This window comes from Psychrobacter sp. SZ93C1 (assembly GCF_015864635.1).
Lineage (GTDB): Bacteria > Pseudomonadota > Gammaproteobacteria > Pseudomonadales > Moraxellaceae > Psychrobacter > Psychrobacter fozii.
Window position 1 is genome coordinate 634,276 of the sequence record NZ_JADYWY010000001.1, and the last position, 16,582, is coordinate 650,857.

Sequence of the window (16,582 nt, forward strand, 5' to 3'; positions counted from 1 at the left end):
AATGTATAACAGGCGATTATATACAGAGTAAGCAAACTAATAAAGTCTATAAGGTAATACCGTGCTTTGTTGTTTGGACTAGATATAGTCAATCCTCTATAAAAGAGTGACAGCGTTAACCTCGCTTGAAGTATCACATATACATCTGCACTCGGTACTTGTATCTCTTTTAAACTGAATCAACTATATTAATTATCACGATACATAGTCCATAAAAAAGGATGATATCGATTGATATCATCCTCTTATTATTTATAACTTAAATGCTTAAAACATTGTTTTAGAATTTAGCTATTTCGATGGATTTTCTACTTCAGTATTCAGCGCATCAAATTCGTCAAACGCTTTTTCTTCTGCTTCAGTCATTGTCTGCTCTTCAACGTCATCAGGCTGCTCAAACTCTTCAAGTACAGGCATCAGTAGCGTTGCTTGGGCAAGCGGCAGGACATCTACTGGGTCTAGATCTGCTTGACCAAGTAGTTGTCTCAATCTATCACTTGGGAGGCGAATCGTTAAGCACTCATGACCACTGTCATCATAGCTTTCTTCTTGGATAACACCGAGCTCGTACAAAGCGTTTTTTAATTGCCCTGCATGATAAGGGAGTGTCAAATCAAAAGTGGTCAGTGTACCTGTGAGTAACTGCTGCACGGCTAATGATAGCTCTTCCATGCCCAAGTTCTCTCTAGAAGAAACATAGACGCGGTTAGGTTCACCTTCGCTGGCATAGCCGATACGTGCAGGCTCATCAGTTAAATCAATCTTGTTGTAGACATTGAGCACTGGCACATCATTATCGATTTCAGCCAGTACATCTTTGACTGCTTGAATTTGCTCATGCATGTCTTCGCTAGAGGAATCGATAACATGTAATAATAAATCTGCCTCTAACGTCTCTTCTAGTGTGGCATGGAAAGATTCGACCAACTCATGTGGTAAATGACGGACAAAACCTACCGTATCGACCAATACCACACGGCCCACACCTTGCCAATCTAAGCGGCGTAGCGTTGGGTCGAGCGTTGCAAATAGTTTATCAGCAGCATAGATGTTTTCATCGACCAAACGATTAAACAAAGTGGACTTGCCGGCATTGGTATAACCGACAAGCGAAATGGTCGGCACGTCTGATTTTTGGCGACGGGCTCGACCTTGTGCACGTGTCTGTCTGACTTTCTCAATTCTACTCTTAAGCTGCATGACGCGGACTTGTAGCAAGCGACGATCCGTCTCAAGCTGAGTCTCACCTGGTCCGCGCAGACCAATACCACCTTTTTGACGTTCCAAATGCGTCCAACCACGGACCAAACGCGTCGATAAATGATTAAGCTGTGCCAACTCAACTTGGAGCTTACCTTCATAAGTACGAGCACGCTGAGCAAAAATATCCAAAATCAGACCAGTACGGTCTAACACGCGGCACTTCACCAACGCTTCGATATTACGCTCTTGTGAGGGCGATAAACTATGGTTGAAGAGCACGATATCAGCATCATGCTCGCGCACCAATTCTGCTATTTCTTCTGCTTTGCCGCTACCAACGAAATATCTGGCATCGGGACGTGCACGTGAGCCGGTGACCAGTGCCAAGCGATCTGCACCTGCTGAGTCTGCCAATAGCTCAAATTCACCCAGATCGTCAGGATCCTGAATTTGGCGGATGTCTAAATGTACTATAATGGCGCGTTCGCCACCTTCATGTCTTTCAAAATAATCCAAAGAGTGTCACCTATTTAATAAAGTAGATATATCGCTATTATCAATTTAATAAACGTTTTAACAAACGTCGAAATAGCTTTTGTATGACCTTCTATATGTGGTCTTATCACTTGATGTTAAAGCGTATTAGCCTAAATATCGATGCTTTTATGTTACAAGGTTGGTAATTAGGCCTCTTTCATTGAATATATGCGTACTATAGCCAATCCTTTATAAACTAGATGCGGTGTCATTCTCGCTGAATCTACTATTTGTAGCGCTTTCGCTCGGCTTGCTTGTATCCAAATTATATTGAATCGACTATACCATCAATTCGTTTAGTGGACTTTTAATCATGCTGAGATATTTAATGTGAGTAGCATCGAGGAGAGGGAAAGATGATGAGTGTCCAGTGCTAACAAAAGGCACCCATAACTCAGTGAACAAATCATCACTGAGTTCATAAATTTTGTTATACTCACTGCGTTTATTTAAGATATACAATCATACGTTTTTAACCACGAGGGATACAGATGAGCCAATCTAAGTCAGGCTTTTCACTCAGACAGCAGTTCGGTCGCGGTAAACAAATCGCTGGCATGACTACCACTATTGCTGGTGGACTACGCGCCGCTCAACGTATTGGTGCTTTCAAACAGCCACCACGCGAAACACTACCACGCTATATTCAGGCCTTTTGCCGAAAAATGGCAGGCTCTTTCGGTGTAAAAGTCATTGCAGTCGAGCGAGTCGAGCAGCACCATGGTCTGTGGGTATCGAACCATGTGTCATGGATGGATATTCCTGTGGTAGGCACTTTGAGCCCAGCCTTTTTCTTATCCAAAGCAGAAATCGGTGATTGGCCAGTATTTGGTAAATTGGCTCATGCGGCAGGTACGGTGTTTATCGAGCGTGGGTCCGGTGATGCAGGCACGGTCGCGATGCAGATTGCCAATTTCCTGAGTAAGGGATTCTCGGTTATATTTTTTCCAGAGGCAACCACTACCGATGGCAAAAAAATCAAGCGTATCCATGGCACACTATTACAAGCTGCTATAGATGCTGATGTTCCTGTACGTCCTCTCGTGATTGCTTATGTCAATAAAGATGGCACGTTGAGTGAAGAGCTGCCTTATTATGGCAAGCTGACGATGAAAGATAGCCTGAAAAAAGTACTGGATAGTAAGGATGTGACGGCTTATGTATTGCCACTTGAGCCAATAGATCCTAAAGGCTTAAATAAGAGTGAGATTACCAATATTTTGCAAGCACGTATGCAAGAAGGATTGGTTGAATTGCATTCGAGAGTACTGACAAAAGCATCTCAAGAAAAACTGGTTCAAGAAAAAACATCTAAAGCATAAGTTTTCTTAAGTATCAGGCTTGCTTGAATTGATAAGTAAGCAGAAATAAAAAAGGCGCAAATCGCAGTGATAATTCTCGCGATTTGCGCCTTTTTCTTTTAAATAGCTATAAGTTAGATTAAGTTAAGGTGACGGATTGGGATGCTGCGTATGTACCGCTTCGATCGCCTCTAACACATCTGCGCCTAGGGTCAAATTAACACTGTCGATGTTGGATTTAAGCTGCTCTAGCGTGGTTGCCCCAATGATATTACTGGTGACAAACGAGCGTGAGTTAACGAAAGCCAATGCCATCTGCGCCATATCTAAGCCTGCATCAGCGGCAATCTTGGCGTATTGAACGGTGGCTGATATTGCCTCTTCATTGGTATAGCGGGCAAAGCGGTCATACATAGTGAGGCGCGCACCTGTTGGGCGTTTGCCGTCCAGATATTTACCAGATAAGACACCAAAGCCGAGTGGAGAGTAGGCCAGCAAGCCAACATTCTCACGATGGGCAATCTCCGCCATGTTTATTTCATACAAGCGGTTTAATAGACTATAAGGGTTTTGCACGGTAAGAGGTGGTATTAAACCATTTTTATCCGCTTCCCAGAGATAGCGCATGAGTCCCCATGCAGTATCGTTCGATAGACCATAAGCACGAATGCGACCTTTTTTAATCTCATCGTTCAATGCTTGAATAGTCTCTAGAAAAGGTGTCAAATCATCTAGCGGTTGCGATGCCATTTCTTCAGTATAACCAAGCTGACTAAAAAAGTTCGTTTGGCGTTCAGGCCAATGCAGCTGATAAATATCGATATAGTCTGTTTGCAGACGTTTAAGATTGTCATCAATAGCGCCACTGATTTGCTCAGCGTTGAATCGCGTTTGCCCATCACGCAAAAACCCCATTGGTGATATTTTGCTGGCAAGAACGACCTTGTCACGCTGTTTGGTTTTATTAAACCAAGTACCCATGAAACGTTCGGTGTCACCTTGCTTGTCTTTGTCCGGTGGCGATGGATACATCTCAGCAGTATCCCAAAAGTTCACACCTTCGCTCAATGCCATGTCCATTTGCTCATGCGCTTCGGACTCAATGTTTTGCTGTCCCCATGTCATCGTACCCAGACAAATTTTAGAAACATCTTCATCGATTTGTGGCAGTTTTTGATATTGCATGTTGTGTCCTTATTATTGTATTAGATGAGCTTTATGCCAGTCACACCAGGTGGTGTCACTTTAAATATTTTTACTTTAAACAGCAGCGATTGCCCGGCGAGTGGGTGATTGAAGTCCACTTCAACTTGGTCTTCATCGATGGCGCTAATTGTACCAGGCAAGGTATTTTTGCCTTTGTCTTCAAACTCAACCATCATGCCAATCTCAGGATTGTCAGCGATCAGTGCAAATTGAGTACGGCTAAAATGCTGAATATTATCAGGATTCCAATCGCTAAACGCTTGCTCTGGCTCAAGATGAGCGGAGCGTGTATCGCCAGCGCGTAGATTCATCAGCACTTGCTCAAAGCCTGGTAACAAGCTCTCATCGCCAATGGTCAAAGTCACAGGGGCGTCGCGGCTAAAAGTAGAGTCAATCACCGTGCCATTTTCTAGTGATACTTCAAAATGTAGCTTTACAAGACTGCCGTGAGTGATACGGGTGTCTTCATTGGGATTGATAAATTGTGAGTCGGTCATAGTTAGCAGCCATCTATTGCGGAATTGGGATATTAGAGTAGGAAATAATATGAGAAATGATAAGTCATCTGACAGTGTATGTAAGCGTAAAAAGTGTAACGCAAATAGCGTGTAGTCAAGTCCATATAAGTCCGATACATCGTCTTCCTCGCTAACCATACTAATGTATAGCTTGCACTCGGTTTCCTTGTATCAGAATTATCTGAACTCAACTATACTATATTTAGCGAATTTAAGAGAGAGCGGGCATATCGATGGCTAGTAAACAGCAGGGGCAAGTTAAAAAGTGGCAAGAGGATAAAGGTTTTGGTTTTATTGAAACTGATACTGGTGACTCAGTCTTTTTTCATATTAACGAGTTTAAAGCGCGTCGTCGTCCGGATGTCGGTGAGCAAGTAGTTTTTACGCTTGGGCAAGACAATCAAGGACGCATGCAAGCAAAGGATGTGCAAGAGCTCAAATTTGTACAACAGAAAATATCGCAAAAAAATAAGCAAATCCGTCAGCGTAATCATAAGCGTAGTGCCCAAGCTGATTTTGAAGCAGGGCAAAAGAAACGATTGTTTTTAGGTGCTGGATTTTATGGTGTCTTAATCTTATTGGCCATAATGGATAAACTGAATTGGTTGGTGGTTGGCTGGTATGCCGCATTGGGCACTATCACCTATGCGATGTATGCCAAAGATAAAGCAGCAGCCCAAAGTGGCAACTGGCGTACACCTGAGTCGACACTGCATCTACTCAGTGCGCTTGGCGGCTGGGTAGGGGCAATGGTTGCGCAGACTTATCTTCGTCATAAGTCACAAAAGGCTGAATTCCGTGCCGTGTATTATTTGACTGTCGTCATTAATATGGCAGGGTTGTTATTTTTGATCGCTGGTGGTGACATGTCATTCTTAAAAGGTTTGCTAGATTCTTTAATATAAAGGGACAGCAGCTTGCTAAGAAAGAGTAAGAAAAAAAAGGTGGCTTACGAATGCGTAAACCACCTTTTTTATTTATAAGTTAAACCGTTTTATTTAACTGCTTTCAACTATGCTCGTAGCATTTCACGCTTCTTTTCCAAGAACAGCATATCAATGACAATCATCGCCACGCCAATACTGATGCCCATATCTGCAATATTGAAGATAGGATAATGCCAGACATCGGCATTATGCACATGGATAAAGTCAATGACATGACCATGTAGCAGTCGGTCAATGAGGTTGCCAACGGCACCGCCAAGCACCAATGCCAGCCCTAATGATAATAGCGTGGCTTTGCGCGGAGCCTTAATCAGATACACGATTAAAAATAGTGACATTACCAATGCTAAGCCCGAAAAAAACCACTTCTGCCAACCGCCAGCATCTGCTAAAAAGCTAAAAGCGGCGCCATAGTTGTATGCCAACGTCCAATTAAGGAATGGCTCAATCACCGGCACTGGCTCATGAAAAGTCAGCTTGGTTTCAGCCAGCCATTTCGTCCACTGATCGATGATAACCACGACCAATGATAGTAAGTACCAGGTAAAGGCGCGACTGCCATTAGCGAGAACTTTTGGTGTTTTCGTCAGGCGACCTTTCGGCGTTGATGAATTCCCTATCGTCGCATGAGCAGGCTCAGGTGAGCCATCGCTCTGAGTATGCACCTGCTTTTGCTCTAATGGGTCTGTTGAGTTAGGCATAATGACGCACCTCGCCATCACCGCTGACGTTAGTCACACAGCGTGCGCATAGCTCAGGGTGTGCGCTATCTGTGCCGATGTCATCACGGATATGCCAGCAGCGTACGCATTTGGTGCCAGTAGCAGCACTGATATCTATCACTAAATCTGTAGATTCTTCTGCATTGCCTTCGGTTTGACTTTCTGCATTTACTTTTCCAGCAGGTGCATCGCTCATCGGCTTTAAGGTGGCACTACTGGTAATGAGTACAAAGCGCAGCTCTTCGCCAAGCTTGGCTAAGCTTTCATGCATCGCACCATCAGCATATAAGTTCACATCAGCTGATAGGTTGGCATTGATGATTTTCTCACCACGTGCGGTTTCGATGTTTTTATTCACCATATCTTTAGCGCGCATGATACGTTGCCAGTCGTCATTACTAATAGCACTTAGCTCAAGAGCTGGGAACTCGTACCAGCCTTCGGTAAACACATAGCTGTCAGCACCATGCAATACTTCCCACGCTTCTTGCGCAGTAAATGACAAGATTGGTGTAATCCAGCGAATAAGCGCTTGAACGATATGGTAGATAGCCGTTTGCGCAGAGCGGCGCGGCTGACCATCAGTCTGTGTCGTGTATTGACGGTCTTTAATAATGTCTAAGTAGAAGCTACCCAAATCTTGCGAGCAAAACGCAGTGATATGTTGAGTGACTTGGTGAAAGTCCATCGCATCATAAGCGCTGATGATTTGTGCTTGTACTGTCTGTGCGCGCTCGATGATGAATTTATCAAGGCTTACTAGCTCATTGATATCAACACTGTTGGTCGCCGGATCAAAGTCATCGGTATTGGCAAGCAAGAAACGTAGGGTATTACGGATACGGCGATACATATCGATCGCACCTTTAAATACCGTTTTACCTGCGCTCATCTCATAACGATAGTCGCTAGAAGCAATCCACAAACGCAGCATATCAGCGCCTGTTTTATTGATCTCTTCTTGCGGGGTGATGATGTTGCCGAGTGACTTACTCATCTTGCGACCGTTTTCATCGACCACAAAACCATGGGTTAATACTTGCTTGAATGGTGGGTGCTCGTACATGGCTTCTGAGGTTAGTAATGACGTCTGGAACCAACCACGATGTTGATCAGAGCCTTCTAAGTACATGTCAGCTGGATTGGTCAATTCATCACGCTGATCAAGTACCGCAAAATGCGTCGTGCCTGAGTCAAACCAAACGTCTAAGGTATCAGTCGCTTTATCATAGTCAGCGGCTTCACTGCCTAAGAAGTCTTCACAGCTGGCATCAAACCAAGCTTCAACGCCGCCTTCATTGATTTTTTGTGCCGCGACTTCCATCAGCTCAAGCGTGTTTGGATGCAACTCGCCTGTTTCTTTGTGAGTAAAGAAGGTAATTGGCACGCCCCATGTACGCTGACGTGAGATACACCAATCTGGACGACCATTCATCATAGATTCGATGCGGTTCTGACCCCATGCTGGCGTCCAGTTGACTGAAGGAATGTCAGCAAGCGCACGATCACGTAGGCCTTTGGCTTCCATGCTGATAAACCATTGCGGTGTTGCACGGAAGATAATCGGTGACTTATGACGCCAGCAATGTGGATAGCTGTGTTCAATTTTGGTGTGGCTGATTAAGTGACCATTGTCTTGTAAGGCGGCGATGATTTTTGGATTGGCTTTATAGATGTGCTCGCCAGCAAATACGGCTGCGCTTTCTAAATAAACACCAGTACCGCTCACTGGATTTTCAACTGGCAAATTATATTTAAGACCAACGATATAATCGTCTAGACCATGACCAGGAGCCGTATGGACTAAGCCAGTACCACTATCAGTGGTCACGTGATCACCTAAGATAAGCGGTACTTGGCGGTCTTCAATCAATGGATGCTGGGCACGCAGACCTTCAAGCTCACGGCCTGATACCGTCGCTAGGACGCCTTTATTTTCTAGCTTAAGTTCTGTTACTGCCGTTTCGACCAGATCGGTCGCCAATAAAAAGTTGCCTTTTTCAGTCGCGACGACACTATAGTCGCTGTCAGGGCTGACGGCGATGGCTTGGTTAGCAGGCAATGTCCAAGGGGTCGTTGTCCAAATGATGGCGGCAATATTGCCTAAGTTGGCCAATGCAGCCACTTTGTCAGTATCGAGCACATCAAAGCTTACATAAATAGCGTCTGATACTTTGTCTTGATATTCGACTTCGGCTTCTGCTAATGCAGAGCTACAGTCCAAGCACCAGTTGACAGGCTTCATACCGCGAGTGACGTGACCATTGTCATAGATTTTGGCAAGCGCACGTACGATATTGGCTTCTTGATGGAAGTTCATGGTCAGGTAAGGATTGTCCCAATCACCAAAGATACCCAAACGTTTGAAGTCAGTTTTTTGGAGCTCGATTTGGGTGCTCGCGTACTCACGGCACAGACCACGGAATTCTGTTGCTGAGACTTTTTTGCCGACTTTACCGACTTTGGCTTCGACCTTTTGTTCGATTGGTAGACCATGACAGTCCCAACCGGGTACGTAAGGCGCATCAAAGCCTGATAAGGTTTTTGACTTTACGATAATGTCTTTTAGCACTTTATTAACCGCATGACCTAAGTGAATCTGACCATTAGCGTATGGAGGGCCATCGTGCAAAATATATTTGGTTGCGCCAGTACGTGCCTGACGAATTTTACCGTAGACGTCATCTGCTTCCCAAGCTGCCAGCCAATCTGGCTCACGTTTGGCAAGGTTTGCACGCATCGCAAAAGGCGTGTCTGCGAGGTTTAGTGTGTCTTTGTAATCTTGGCTTGGTGTGTCGGTACTTTTATCAGTCATAGAAGGTATCTTTTTAAAGGTAGGTTTGTGTGTCGGTTCAAAACCGGATACAAGGCTCAATGTTCAATATAATACTGGGATTTATGCTGAGTTATTACTGCTTAATTGCTAATATAATAATAGGTATATTGCTCATCATAGTCGGTTTATCAACCATCATGTCAATAAATAACCATTGTCGCTCATTAGTCCGCAAATAGTGACGTCAATAATAAATGGTAATGAGACGATTGCAACATAAAATGTGCTGGTAAAAATAATGAGAAAAAATATTTGGATCGGCAGCTATTATATGACAAAAAGGGTAGGGTAAAAAGAGCTGGTCCATTTCACTCTAACTTTAGCAAAAATCAATCATGCCTATCAGTCATATGTCTTCTATTAAATCATACGTATTAGAATATTGATTATCTATTTGTTACGATTACATGAACTGTTTACTTATTAATTAAACACTAAAAAATAGATGATAACCACAGCCGTAACTTTAATGACCAAAGCGGCTGAATCCCCGTTAGTCCTTGCGTCATCTCACCATCTTTTAGAATGACATAGGAGGGTGTGACTTGTCCTTGCCAATCATCAAAGATATAACCTTCTTGATCATTTACCGTTGTAAAGTTAAAGTCTTTTTCAGTCAGGTAACTTTGCAACTCTTGGTTAGAACCTGATTGAACAGCGATAGTAACGACAGGATAGTTATTTGCGGCGGCCAGCTTGTTTATCGTTGGAGAGGTGAAGCTACAGACTGAACACCACGTACCCCAAAAGTATACCAGTGTCGGCTGCTCATTACTCAGCGCGGCTAAATCAACCGCTTGCCCTTGATAGTCCATCAATTGCAACTGTGGATTAGCTGGCATGACAGGTTGTCGCCACCAGTTAACCGCTGTGTAAATCACAATAAACATCAGACCGTATAACAGCACCGTCTTAAATGCAGACATTACTTTTTGTCTGGTTGTTTTTGTAGGAGGGTGCTCTTTATTATCAATATCAGTCGTCATAATGGCTACTTGGCTATCCTACATGTTTTTAGTAGATAAAATAAACGGCTGAAATATCAGCCGTATTATTCACAAATTTGATTATATGATTGTTAATAGATGGATTATCTACCCACTTGATTAAGGCTTTTGCGCGCGGTCCTGTAATGGGTTGCCTATAAGTACGCTGCCTGAGTTTTCACGGCGTTCTTCATCAGTCAGTTTGCTGGCTGGAATTTTGGCTTTCTTTTTCCATTTTAGACTGAATAAGTCATCACGGCGGTCAATCAGGTTATGAACCGAGCCTTCGTTACGCACATGGGTTAGTTTGTCTAGGTTCAAATCAGAGAAAAACACCATTTCGGTATTGGCTGTGGTTTCTGCCATGATCGCATCGTGCGGGAATGCAAAATCTGATGGTGAAAAAATAGATGATTGAGCATACTGAATATCTAGACTTTCTACCTGCGGTAAGTTACCAACTGAACCACAAATCATCACATAGCATTCGTTTTCTATAGCGCGTGCTTGGGCACAATGACGCACACGTAAGTAGCCGTTTTTCGTATCTGTCCAAAAAGGCACAAACAAGATATCCATGTCATCAAGTGCTAAGAGACGAGCAAGTTCGGGGAATTCAACATCATAACAAACCAAGATGCCAATGCGCCCAGCATCAGTATCGAACACCTTAACTTCATCACCGCCCTCGATGACCCAAGCGCTGCGCTCATGTGGGGTAATATGGATTTTACGCTGTTCTTCAACCGTACCATCACGGCGGCACAGGTAGCTGACATTATATAAGGTGTCATCTTCATCTAGTAACGGCATAGAGCCACAGATGACGTTTACGTTGTAGCTGACCGCTAGATGCGATATCTCATTTTTGAACCACTCGGTATATTCTGCCAAAAATCGAATGGCAATGTTTTGATCCGTTGACTCGCATAGACCCATCAATGGCGCATTGAAAAACTCTGGCAAGCAGGCAAAATCTGAGTTGTAATCAGCCATGATATCGACGAAGAACTCGACTTGTTGTAGTAGCTCTTCTGGTGACTCTACTTCGCGCATCTGCCACTGGATACCACCGATACGTACTTCAGACTTACGGGTGTTTGGCTTGTAGTCCTTTGGCTCATAATAAATATTGGCCCACTCAAGCAGGGTGGCAAAACCTTTAGACTGAGCATCATCTGGCAGATAAGCAGTCAAGATACGTTTGACAATAAAGCCGTTTGACAATTGGAATGATAGCGCAGAGTCATGGATTTCACGAGCAGCAACCGCATCGATATAGTCGCCAGGGGTGAGGTCTTGATGATTATGATAGTTAGGAATACGACCACCGGCTAAAATCGCACGGAAGTTCAGCTGACGACACAGCTCTTTGCGCGCATCATATAATCTACGTCCTAAGCGATAGCCACGATATTCTGGATCAATCAAGGCATCTAGACCATAGATTGCATCACCTTCTGGGTTGTCTCTAATAATCTCTTTTTGACCAATCAAATCGTCATAAGTATGTGGGTTAGAGAACTTGGCATAGTCCACGCGCATAGAGAGAACGATACCGATCAGCTGATCATGATCAAACATTGCAATCTGCCCTTCAGGAAAGGCATCAATCAAAGTATGGATAGTGGTTTTTGACCATGCGCCGCCTAAGTTGACATAAACACGGTCCATCAATTCTTTTAATTGAGGGTAATCTTTTTTCTTGATCTCAGCAATCGTTAGGTGAAGGTCATCTAGTTTTTCTATCTTGCTCATAATGTTCCTGTTTTGAATATTTATGGGTATTAGTCATAGCTAATAGGGCAGCGTAAATTCTGTATTGACCTGATAGGTGGTCAGTCTGGCCGAGTTTACTACTTGTAGTATTTTAACTCGCCTTCCTTGTATATGGATTATCTTAATCGAGTTTAGCAGTCACGTTGGCAAGTTTTTATATAAAAAAGTGATAAAAACATTCCAATCGCAAAACATTACCGTTACAATAATTTATCATTGTATTTACAATAAGTTATGAGTGTATTTTATCTTGTTTTGCCTGTTAAATTCAGCGTCGCCAAAGTGGTTTTTAAAGTTAATATCGCTTAAAAATGATTGTTTGAAAATGACGATAGGAAGTCGCAAAATTTGTATGTGACTATCTTCACTATCGTTTATGACTATTTTCAGGTAATGCGTATGAAGAAAACATCATATTGATTCGATAGCATTTTTATATAGCATTTCTTACTTGGTAGCTTAGTCGCTTTATGTCGCTCGTTATCATAGCAAGCTACACAAGCAATGACAGTCTAACGTGGTAACTATTTGCTACGTTTTTGTGAGTCAGTATCTTTTTTATTCGGGCATCGTTTCCCTTTGCTTGTTTTGTTTAGCCGTATTTAAACGGTTTTTTAGGATTGTTTTATTATGCCCTTAAGTCACACCGATAGAATCAGTACGTGGGACGAGATAGAAGACTCAACTCTGGTCCAATTGGTTTATGTCAGTAGCCTGACGATTGCCTCACGCTTAAGCGCCTCTATATTTGACGAAGTAGAAAGCCATGCACGTGACTATAATCAGCAGCATGGCATCACAGGTACGCTATGTTATGGTAGTGGCCACTTTTTGCAATGCATCGAAGGTGAGAAGGCTCACGTATATGCACTAAAGCAACGTATTTTTGCAGATAGTCGCCATAAAGATGTTGAGGTGCTGCTCTTGCAGACCATAGAACATCGTAGTTTTGCTGACTGGCGTATGCGTTTGCTGTTTTTGGAACGTTGGTTATGGTCACCAGCGACCAAAAATCAAGCCACGCAATTGTCACCGTATTTGCCATTCGCACCGCATGGTTGGTCTCCTGATCGTACTGAGCAATTTCTGCATATCATAAAAACCTTCGACAGTCCGCCGCATGTGAAAGCCGCAGGTATTACCTATAATGCACTGGGTAATATGTTTCGCCATATCGCCGCGCCGCATCAAGCCTTTTTGATTATTCAAGGGTTTTTAAGCGTATTGCTCGTGGTGGCACTGATACTACTATATCTATAAATTATCGCTTTTATAAGCCAAAAAAAGACGCTAACCTTCATGGATTAGCGTCTTTTTTATTGAGTGTAAGTTAAACGTTCAGCACTCACTCAGGCAGGAGGGTAAGCAGCTCATTACATATCAAAAATCTTACCACGGTTCATGATATTGTTTGGGTCAAAGACTTTTTTGACCTCTCGTAAATAATCAATCTCCGTCTCGCTGCGGCTATAACTCAGATACGGTTTCTTCGTCATGCCCACACCATGCTCAGCAGAAACCGAACCGCCATATTTTTGTACTGTTTCGAACACATATTTATTGACAACCTGACACTCGGCAAAGAAATCATCTTTGCTCATGTTTTCAGGCTTTAAGATGTTGAGATGCAAATTACCATCACCGATATGACCGAACCAACACACTTCAAAGTCAGGGTAGTTGCTACTGACGATATGATCAATCTCAGTGATAAACTCTGGCACATGACTAATTAAGACAGACACGTCGTTTTTATAAGGGGTAAATACTGAAATAGTCTCAGAGATATACTCACGCAATTTCCACAGCTCTTCAGCCTGTGCCAAGCTCTGACTCATGACACCATCAACGACCCAACCTTGCTCCATACAATGCTCAAATATTGCCATGGCCTTGTCCATAATTGGCTCATAAGGCGCTTCGAACTCTAGTAGCGTATAAAACTTGGTACGTGATTCAAATGGCTCTTGTACTTGACCGTGTGCCATTAGCTTGTCAATCGCGACATCATCAAAGAACTCAAACGCGGTCAAATCAATCTTCGCTTGAAATGCTGCCAGTACATTCATGACATCGTTAAAGCTATCCATGCCCAGCACCATGACGTTTAAGTCTTGCGGCTGACGCTCCAGCTTGATTTGCGCGTGGGTGACTAAACCTAGCGTGCCTTCGCTACCGATGAACAATTGGCGCAGATCATAACCCGTGGCATTTTTCACCATACCGCGGTTGAGGTGCAAGATATCACCTTTACCAGTGACGACAGTCAGCCCCATAATCCATTGACGGGTCATACCATAGCGAATGACTTTAATACCGCCTGCATTCGTGCCGATATTGCCACCGATTTGACTTGAGCCTGCTGAGGCAAAGTCGACAGGGTAGTACAAGTCTTTAGACTCTGCGAATGCTTGCAACTGCTGCGTAATGACACCAGCTTCGACTTCAACTATTCGATCGGCCTGATAGAACTGCCCGATACGGTTCATCTTATCCATACTGACGACAATCTCACCATTAGCGGCGACTGCGCCAGCTGATAGACCAGTACGACCACCACTTGGCGTTAGGACGACATTGTGCTCATTGGCAAGTAGGACGATAGATTGCACTTGCTCGGTGGTCTTTGGAAAGACGATGGCGGCAGCGGCAGGTGCAAAATGCTTGGTCCAGTCTTTGCCCCAATGCTCTAAACTCTCAGCATCGGTTTTGATTTGGCTAGTGTCAAACTGATGAGTCTCAATCAGAGTGCTTAAGATAGTTTGGACAGCTGCGGTATGGGTTTCAGATGTGCTTTGGCTAGATAAAGAAGTCATGGTCAAATCTCGGTATAAACAAGCGCTATGTATAAAGGGGTTATTATATCGCTAAATTGATAGAAACATACTTATTCTAATTGTAGTGACTTACGCATTGTTGTGATATCTGCACTTTTAGGTAAGTGTGTTCAGCTAAATAAGCGTTGGTGATTGTGGTAATTATAGAGCGATATGATGGCATGTGCATGCAAAAGCGTAAATAGTACATATAGTAAAGAAACTATTTAATAAACACTGAAGGATATAATTTACTATAGCATAAAAAAAATTCAGGATAGATAATCAATAATTCATCTAATCTGCTAACATCGGTGTCGAATTTTGTGTAAGATATCTAGACTGTTTTCGTTTCATCCATCATAGATTATCGCGCAGATAATTTTATAAGACAATTATAGGACAGTTCCCACATGGCGTTATCACTACAAAAAGACAAAATCCGGTTTTTATTGCTTGAAGGTCTACATGCCAATGCTCTAAAAGTATTGGAAGGTGCTGGCTATAATAACATCGAAAATATCAGCCAAGCTTTAGATCAAGATGAGCTCATTGAAAAAATTAAAGATGCCCACTTCATTGGTATCCGTTCGCGTACTCAACTGACACGTGAAGTACTTGAGCATGCACACAAGCTGATCGGTATTGGCTGCTTCTGTATCGGCACCAACCAAGTAGATTTGGAAGCAGCTCGCGACCTAGGTATCCCTGTCTTTAACGCGCCATACTCAAACACCCGCTCGGTGGCTGAACTGGTATTGGCTGAAGCTATTATGCTGTATCGTGGTATCCCTGAAAAGAACGCCACCGTACATCGTGGCGGCTGGGGTAAGTCTGCGACGAACTCACATGAAGTACGTGGTAAAACCATCGGTATCGTTGGTTACGGCTCTATCGGCTCACAACTGTCAGTATTGGCAGAAAGCTTCGGTATGAAAGTCATTTATCATGATGCCGTGACCAAATTGCCACTAGGTAATGCCGTGCAAGTAAGTAACTTAGAAGAGTTATTATCAACTGCCGACATCGTGACATTGCATGTACCTGATGTACCAAGCACCCGCTATATGATGAAAGCTGAGCAGTTCGCACAAATGAAAGAAGGCAGCTACTTCATCAATGCCGCACGCGGTACTTGCGTAGAGATTGATGACCTCGCTGCTGTGCTAGAGTCTGGTAAAGTATTGGGCGCGGCGATTGACGTGTTCCCGAAAGAGCCAAAATCTGCTGACGAAGAGTTCGAATCACCACTGCGTAAGTTTGACAATGTTATCTTGACGCCGCACATCGGTGGCTCAACGCAAGAAGCACAGGCTAATATTGGGTTAGAAGTAGCGGATAAGTTTGTTCGATATTCTGATCAAGGTGATACGGCGACGGCTGTGAACTTCCCAGAAGTATCTGTTCCGTTCAAAGAAAATTCGCATCGTCTGCTGCACATTCACAAAAACGTACCGGGCGTATTATCACAAATCAACCGTCTGTTCGCTGAAGCGCATATCAACATTCTAGCGCAAAGCTTAATGACTGAAGGTGATGTTGGTTATCTGGTGATGGATGTGGATTATAACGATTCAAGTGCCGCTTTAGATCAGCTAAAAGACGTAGAAGAAACGATTCGCGTACGTATCTTATTCTAGTATAGTCAACCCAATTTAAAAGAGTCACAGCGTTAACCTCGCTTGAAGTATTGCATGTACATCTGCACTCGGTTGCCTTGTACCACTTTTA

The 16,582-nt window shown here is 43.4% G+C and carries 12 protein-coding genes; 4 read left to right on the forward strand and 8 right to left on the reverse strand.

The annotated features are described in order from the left end of the window. Positions 1–291 precede the first annotated feature (291 nt). Entirely contained in the window at positions 292–1,719 is a 1,428-nt protein-coding gene (gene hflX / locus I6E83_RS02700; RefSeq protein WP_197099859.1) for a ribosome rescue GTPase HflX, read from the reverse strand. A 512-nt stretch (positions 1,720–2,231) separates the two neighbouring features. On the opposite strand from hflX, the gene I6E83_RS02705 reads away from it, so the two are divergent. Further along, positions 2,232–3,062 carry a lysophospholipid acyltransferase family protein gene (locus I6E83_RS02705; protein WP_197099860.1) on the forward strand — a complete coding sequence of 277 codons (831 nt, stop codon included), beginning with the start codon at positions 2,232–2,234 and terminating at the stop codon, positions 3,060–3,062. A gap of 123 nt (positions 3,063–3,185) precedes the next feature. Here I6E83_RS02705 and I6E83_RS02710 read toward each other — a convergent pair whose 3' ends face one another. Together I6E83_RS02710 and I6E83_RS02715 are read right to left on the reverse strand one after the other, a co-directional pair. Continuing rightward, entirely contained in the window at positions 3,186–4,226 is a 1,041-nt protein-coding gene (locus tag I6E83_RS02710; protein ID WP_197099861.1) for an aldo/keto reductase, read from the reverse strand. 20 nt (positions 4,227–4,246) lie between these two features. After that, complete coding sequence (locus I6E83_RS02715; protein ID WP_197099862.1) at positions 4,247–4,744, reverse strand: FKBP-type peptidyl-prolyl cis-trans isomerase; 498 nt, start codon at positions 4,742–4,744, stop codon at positions 4,247–4,249. Positions 4,745–4,998: 254 nt separating this feature from the next. On the opposite strand from I6E83_RS02715, the gene I6E83_RS02720 reads away from it, so the two are divergent. Continuing rightward, positions 4,999–5,670 (forward strand): DUF1294 domain-containing protein, encoded by a 672-nt coding sequence (locus tag I6E83_RS02720; protein ID WP_197099863.1) that lies wholly within the window; start codon positions 4,999–5,001, stop codon positions 5,668–5,670. 107 nt (positions 5,671–5,777) lie between these two features. On the opposite strand, the gene lspA is transcribed toward I6E83_RS02720, so the two are convergent. The 4 genes from lspA to I6E83_RS02740 form a co-directional block, all read right to left on the reverse strand. Further along, positions 5,778–6,413: a signal peptidase II gene (gene lspA, locus I6E83_RS02725; protein ID WP_197099864.1), complete on the reverse strand. Its 636-nt coding sequence runs from the start codon at positions 6,411–6,413 to the stop codon at positions 5,778–5,780. After that, on the reverse strand, positions 6,406–9,249 hold the full coding sequence (gene ileS / locus I6E83_RS02730) for an isoleucine--tRNA ligase (RefSeq protein WP_197099865.1): 2,844 nt from the start codon (positions 9,247–9,249) through the stop codon (positions 6,406–6,408). The genes lspA and ileS overlap by 8 nt, the downstream gene beginning before the upstream one ends. Before the next feature lie 455 nt (positions 9,250–9,704). Further along, positions 9,705–10,256 (reverse strand): protein disulfide oxidoreductase, encoded by a 552-nt coding sequence (locus I6E83_RS02735; protein WP_197099866.1) that lies wholly within the window; start codon positions 10,254–10,256, stop codon positions 9,705–9,707. Between the two features lie 120 nt (positions 10,257–10,376). Next, on the reverse strand, positions 10,377–12,014 hold the full coding sequence (locus tag I6E83_RS02740; RefSeq protein ID WP_110921712.1) for a carbon-nitrogen hydrolase family protein: 1,638 nt from the start codon (positions 12,012–12,014) through the stop codon (positions 10,377–10,379). A gap of 651 nt (positions 12,015–12,665) precedes the next feature. Between I6E83_RS02740 and I6E83_RS02745 the strand changes: the two genes are divergently transcribed. Then, positions 12,666–13,295: a BLUF domain-containing protein gene (locus I6E83_RS02745; RefSeq protein ID WP_110921711.1), complete on the forward strand. Its 630-nt coding sequence runs from the start codon at positions 12,666–12,668 to the stop codon at positions 13,293–13,295. Between the two features lie 113 nt (positions 13,296–13,408). Here the strand turns inward: I6E83_RS02745 and I6E83_RS02750 are convergent, their stop codons facing one another. Then, a complete protein-coding gene (locus tag I6E83_RS02750) occupies positions 13,409–14,851 on the reverse strand; it encodes an FAD-binding oxidoreductase (protein ID WP_197099867.1) in 1,443 nt (480 codons plus the stop codon). A 413-nt stretch (positions 14,852–15,264) separates the two neighbouring features. Here I6E83_RS02750 and serA point away from each other — a divergent pair, with 413 nt between their 5' ends. Next, entirely contained in the window at positions 15,265–16,491 is a 1,227-nt protein-coding gene (serA, locus tag I6E83_RS02755) for a phosphoglycerate dehydrogenase (protein ID WP_197099868.1), read from the forward strand. The last annotated feature ends 91 nt before the right edge of the window (positions 16,492–16,582 follow it).

What these genes read in the sequence shown, in the direction of transcription:
- I6E83_RS02720 (WP_197099863.1), top strand. Translation starts at nt 4,999, where the DNA reads ATGGCTAGTAAACAGCAGGGGCAAGTTAAAAAGTGGCAAGAGGATAAA.
- I6E83_RS02745 (WP_110921711.1), top strand. Translation starts at nt 12,666, where the DNA reads ATGCCCTTAAGTCACACCGATAGAATCAGTACGTGGGACGAGATAGAA.
- I6E83_RS02750 (WP_197099867.1), bottom strand. Translation starts at nt 14,851, where the DNA reads ATGACTTCTTTATCTAGCCAAAGCACATCTGAAACCCATACCGCAGCT.
- I6E83_RS02715 (WP_197099862.1), bottom strand. Translation starts at nt 4,744, where the DNA reads ATGACCGACTCACAATTTATCAATCCCAATGAAGACACCCGTATCACT.
- serA (WP_197099868.1), top strand. Translation starts at nt 15,265, where the DNA reads ATGGCGTTATCACTACAAAAAGACAAAATCCGGTTTTTATTGCTTGAA.
- lspA (WP_197099864.1), bottom strand. Translation starts at nt 6,413, where the DNA reads ATGCCTAACTCAACAGACCCATTAGAGCAAAAGCAGGTGCATACTCAG.
- I6E83_RS02705 (WP_197099860.1), top strand. Translation starts at nt 2,232, where the DNA reads ATGAGCCAATCTAAGTCAGGCTTTTCACTCAGACAGCAGTTCGGTCGC.
- ileS (WP_197099865.1), bottom strand. Translation starts at nt 9,249, where the DNA reads ATGACTGATAAAAGTACCGACACACCAAGCCAAGATTACAAAGACACA.
- I6E83_RS02740 (WP_110921712.1), bottom strand. Translation starts at nt 12,014, where the DNA reads ATGAGCAAGATAGAAAAACTAGATGACCTTCACCTAACGATTGCTGAG.
- I6E83_RS02735 (WP_197099866.1), bottom strand. Translation starts at nt 10,256, where the DNA reads ATGACGACTGATATTGATAATAAAGAGCACCCTCCTACAAAAACAACC.
- I6E83_RS02710 (WP_197099861.1), bottom strand. Translation starts at nt 4,226, where the DNA reads ATGCAATATCAAAAACTGCCACAAATCGATGAAGATGTTTCTAAAATT.